The organism is Streptomyces sp. NPDC004051, assembly GCF_053604275.1.
The window spans coordinates 1-4,671 of the sequence record NZ_JBSGHG010000081.1 but is presented as its reverse complement, the minus strand read 5'-3'; the positions used below and the strand labels follow the sequence as shown (position 1 = coordinate 4,671).

Annotated in this window: 5 protein-coding genes; 3 read left to right on the top strand and 2 right to left on the bottom strand. The window is 65.2% G+C overall.

Translation table 11 applies throughout. The features are described 5' to 3' along the window. The first annotated feature begins 199 nt into the window (after positions 1-199). Positions 200-460, top strand: coding sequence for a helix-turn-helix domain-containing protein (locus tag ACWEQO_RS34595; RefSeq protein ID WP_452986475.1), 261 nt, complete (start codon positions 200-202; stop codon positions 458-460). On the opposite strand, the gene ACWEQO_RS34590 is transcribed toward ACWEQO_RS34595, so the two are convergent. Next, positions 373-1,419: an IS3 family transposase gene (locus tag ACWEQO_RS34590; protein WP_452986474.1), complete on the bottom strand. Its 1,047-nt coding sequence runs from the start codon at positions 1,417-1,419 to the stop codon at positions 373-375. The two genes, ACWEQO_RS34595 and ACWEQO_RS34590, sit on opposite strands and share 88 nt — an antisense overlap. Positions 1,420-1,592: 173 nt before the next feature. Beyond that, on the bottom strand, positions 1,593-2,831 hold the full coding sequence (locus ACWEQO_RS34585) for an IS701 family transposase (protein WP_452986476.1): 1,239 nt from the start codon (positions 2,829-2,831) through the stop codon (positions 1,593-1,595). 206 nt (positions 2,832-3,037) lie between these two features. On the opposite strand from ACWEQO_RS34585, the gene ACWEQO_RS34580 reads away from it, so the two are divergent. Both ACWEQO_RS34580 and ACWEQO_RS34575 read left to right on the top strand, forming a co-directional pair. Then, positions 3,038-3,472 carry a pentapeptide repeat-containing protein gene (locus ACWEQO_RS34580; protein WP_452986473.1) on the top strand — a complete coding sequence of 145 codons (435 nt, stop codon included), beginning with the start codon at positions 3,038-3,040 and terminating at the stop codon, positions 3,470-3,472. Between the two features lie 314 nt (positions 3,473-3,786). Next, positions 3,787-4,113 carry a trypco2 family protein gene (locus ACWEQO_RS34575; RefSeq protein WP_452986472.1) on the top strand — a complete coding sequence of 109 codons (327 nt, stop codon included), beginning with the start codon at positions 3,787-3,789 and terminating at the stop codon, positions 4,111-4,113. Positions 4,114-4,671 lie beyond the last annotated feature (558 nt).

Here is a 4,671-nt window from a genome sequence, read left to right as displayed (position 1 = left end):
AGCGACCTCATAGACGGCTGCCTCGCCGAGACCGGCCTGACCATCAGACCTGCCTGAGTAACCCAACGACACCACGAGTTCAACCTCAGTAACCAAACCGGCGATACTCCACATCATTCTCCTATCCCGATCAAGCCGGTCGCCCGCCTTGGCGAATGACCCTCGGGCCCCGATCAGTACCTCACCGAACGGAGAAGAGATGCCGATGCACACGGGACGAAAGCGCTCCGAGAAGACCCCTCGGCCTCATTCTGCTGGGGGCAGCAGCTTCGCCGTGGAGCCCATACTCATGGATACTTCCGAGCTCGCAGCCATGATCAACATGTCTGAGAGCTGGGTATACAGAGAAGCCCGAAAGCTGGGGCTCAAGGGCTACAAGCTTGGTCGGGGCAGAAACGCGAAGGTCCAGTACAAGAGGTCCGATGTCTTCAGATGGCTGGAACAGCAAAAGCTGCACTGACGTACTGAGTCGTAACAGTCGCCGATCGTGCCCATCAAGGAGGCCAGGCCGGAGGCCCGAGCCCGTTCGGTGAAAGCCCAGGACGTGAACTGGACGCCGTGGTCGGAATGGATCACGGTTCCGGCAGTCGGACGCCGGTTGCTGATGGCCATGTTCAGCGCCTTGGTGACGAGCGCGGCAGTCTGCGTGGAGTCGATGGACCAGCCGACCACCCGGCGCGAGTAGGTGTCCAGGACGACCGCGCAGTACACCTTGCCCTCCCGGGTGGAGTGCTCGGTGATGTCGGTGACCCACAGCTTGTCCGGGGCGGAGCTGGTGAACTTCCGGTCGACCAGGTCGGCGGCAGTAGGAGTGTCGTGCCGCGGCCGTCGTAGGCGGTTGCCGGGCAGGCCCGTGAGGCTGGCCCTCTGCATGAGGGGCATGACGGTGCCGTGGCTGACAAAAATGCCATGCTCGAGTCTGAGTTCGGCGTGGACACGACGGATGCTGTAGGAGCCGTGCGAGGCGGTGTGGATCGTGTTGATGGCCTCGGTCAGCCACGCATGCCGCAGGGAGCGGGGCGAGGGCGGGCGGGAACGCCAGGCGTAGTAGCCGGACTCGGAGACGTTGAGCACCCTCGTCGCCGTCTGCACGGACAGGCCCTCGCCGGCCATCACCGCGACGGCCTCGAAGCGTCTTTTTTTGGGGGGCTCCACCTTGCCTATGAGCTCGGCTGCCCGGCGGTGGACAGCCAGTTCCGCCTCCAGTTCGGCGATCTGTAGTCGTGCGGCTACCAGTTCGGCCTGGTCCTCGCTGGCCGGCCCCGGCAGTCGCCCGGTGTCAATGAGGTGCTGACGACGCCAAACATAAATCGTCTGCTCGCTGATGCCGAGGTCGTGAGCGATCTGCCGGATCTGCCGACCGGCTTCGACAAGATCAAGGGCCTTGCGTCGGAACTCGGCCGGGTAACTACGGGGCACGGGAGCTCCTTGAGCGTCTGGAGCATCATCTGTCCAGCACGGTGACTCCACCAGATCCGGGGCATACCAAAGCCTTCACCAGATTCGGAGCGGTTGAGGCTGACATTCCGCAATCACCCGGCAGCAGCTCAGAGTCACCCACGGGCTAATACTCCAGTTGCAGTTCGTGATCTTCATGTCTGGGATGCGGCTTGTCGCCGGTAATGGCTGGCGCGTGAGCGTGCCTGGTGGCGGCGTCGCCAGATGGACCAGCCGAGCCGGTGGGCCATGTCGTGGAGAGGCTGGACGGCAACCGTGATGAACAGACGCTGGATCTCGTTGCAGGACAGCGGGACCAGCCCGTCCGGGGCGGGGTCGCGGGCGTGTTCGTCGGCGTGGAGGACCGCGAGGAAGGCGTGGGCCAGCATGGCGAGGGTGACCCAGCGGGCCCAGGAGGGGTAGCGGCGGACCTGGTGCTCATCCAGCCCGGCCAGCCCCTTTTGGCTCTGGAAGGTTTCCTCCACCCGCCATCTGGAACCTGCCACCTTGACCAGGGTGGCCAGGGACGCCGGCGTGGTGGAGTGACAGCGGTAGTAGGCGAGTTCACCGGTGGTGCGGTTGCGGCGGATCAGCAGCTGACGGCGACCCGGTGCCGGCCCGGCGAGGTCGATGACGGCCCAGTCGTAGAAGCGGTGCCCCTTCGCGCCGGGCCCGGCCGAGAGCTTCTGCCAGGCCCGCTTGGGTACCTTCTTCACCAGGGCATCCACGCGGAAGGTGCCCGCACCGGTGGGCACTTCGGCCGAGCAAGCCACCGCGAGGACATAGCCGATGCCGCGTTCCTCCAGCGCCGTGCGCAGTTTCGGGTTACCGCCGTAGACCTCGTCCCCGGTGACCCAGCCCACGTGGTGTCCGGCGTCCAGGAACCGTTCGATCATCACCCGGGCCAGTTCCGGCTTGGTCGCGAAGACGGTGTCCTCGCCGAGCCCGGCTGCCCGGCAGCGGTCCGGGTCGCACGTCCAGGAGCGCGGGAGGTACAGCTCCCGGTCCACCGCCGCGTGTCCCCGCTCGCCCGCGTAGACGAGGTAGACCGCGACCTGGGAGTTCTCGATCCTGCCCGCGGTGCCGGTGTACTGGCGCTGAACACCGACGGTGTGGGTGCCCTTCTTCAGGTCGCCGGTCTCGTCGACGACCAGCACCGCATCCTCGTCGCGGAGGTGCTCGACGACGTACTCACGCACGTCGTCGCGGACGGCATCGGCATCCCAGACGGCCCGGCACAGCAGATGCTGCATGCCGTGCGGGCCGGCCTCCCCGGCCCACTCCGCGATCGTCCAGCAGTTCTTCCGCGGCAGGTCCGACAGCAGCCCCAGCACCAGCCACCAGGCTCGGCGCCGGGGCTCAACCCGCTTGAACCGGCCCGCGATCCGCCCCATCAGGCTCTCGAACGCCGCCCGCCACCGGGCGGGATCTATGCTGTGACCCGCGGCCACCGCCTCGTCGTCAGTCCACACAACTCACGATGATCAACGGTGGCCGTACCCGTTCCCGGACCAACCTGGGCCTGTGTGATCGGCTGGCGGGCGGCGAACCGTCGGAAATCCGGGCGACGGCCACCGACCCGGCTGACACCCTGGCGCACATGACCACGTCACCGACCGCGAGACAACGACTTGCCGCGCTTCACAGCCATGCGACCGTGAACCGTGAGGACTTCACCGGCCAGAACCTTGCTTCCACTCGCACGTCACGGCTGCGGTTCACCCGCTGCTTGTTCATCGGGGCAGATCTGCGCCACGCCACCCTGGACGGGTGCTGGTTCAAGCTCTGCGACCTCAGTGGCGCAGACCTGCGCGGGGCTTCACTGCGCGAGGTCAGCCTGGCCGGATGCGATCTACGGGGTGCCGACCTGCGCGACACCGATCTGACCGGCGCCAGACTCGGAAGCGTGAACACCGGTCTGCCCCCGCTCGGGCTGACCGACGTCACCGGGGCCCGGTTCGAGGGAGCGACCCTGCGCAATGTTCGAACGGAGGGCGTCATCGGCTGGCCACCCGAGCACGACGGGAACGAGTAGGGCCTGCCAGGCGGTGCGCCGATCTCAACCCCAACCAAGTTGAGGTTGGGCACCAGCTCGCGCCAACCGAGGCACCCAGCGACACCACGCGAGATCACGATCTACAGCTGGAGTACTAGGCACACCGGCATCTTGCGTTGACCTGTCGGCGTGGCGGCACAGCCTGAAAAGCACTCGTTGCCACAGCAAGCTGGTCGTATGGGGCGCCCGAAAGGGCAGGCCGCACGCGCATTGGCGTAATCCAAGCCCAGAGCATTGCATCAACGAGTAGTCTGGTGTCCTTCCTACCAGTAGCAGGGTCAAGGGGGCGAGTAATGGAGGAGATCAGCATCGCCGAGGCAGTTGAGCACCTGCGAGCTCAACTGGTCGCCGCGGCAGGTAATCACACAGGGCCTAGGTTCGAAGTAGGGCCGGTAGAGCTCGAGTTTTCAGTGGAGATGCGCAGGGAGGGGAAGGGCAAGGCAGGCCTGCGAGCATGGGTAGTGTCCGCTGGGGCGGAAGCATCGGTTGCCAAAGCATCGGTGCATCGAGTGAAATTGGTTCTCACTCCGAAGGACACCACGACCAACGGCGCCTATCACGTCAACACTGATGAGGCAGACGCCACTGAGGAGCTCTTCGGGTCCCGCTTCGACGGGTGACAAGCGGTCAACCCGGCGCTGCTGGCGTTTGCAGGGCCGTACGCGAACTGTGAGGTTAGGTGTACGAAGGGCGTGCTGCAGTAGTCCGCTCTGGCAGGGCACAAGGGTCCGGCTATCTATTAAGTCCGCGGCTGGTACTCACAGCCGACCATGTCCTCAATGATCACGAGCTCATCTCGGTTCAGGTGCCTGGGCGGAGGGGAAGGGTGGCATGTCGGCGTCTGTGGGGCCGCTTCGAAGCCTATTCCGAGGGAGTTTGGGACGCAGCACTGCTACTGGCTGACGAGGACATCGTGCCGTGGCCAGTGCCCCCAGTACGGTGGGGCCGTCTAGTCACTGTTCAGCCCTGCTCCGCCCAAGCATTGGGTTATCCAGTGGCTAGTCGGACAGGCAACGAAGCTGTGTCACTCATACAGCACACTGGTCAAATCTCGCCTCTCACAGGGATGGACAGAGATCGGTATGAAGTTCCCCCGCTGAGCTGGACAGCCTGATACTGGGACGGAAGGTCCCGGAGGAAGCAGTTCCAGGTAGTGAGCAAGAAGAGCAACACGAGCA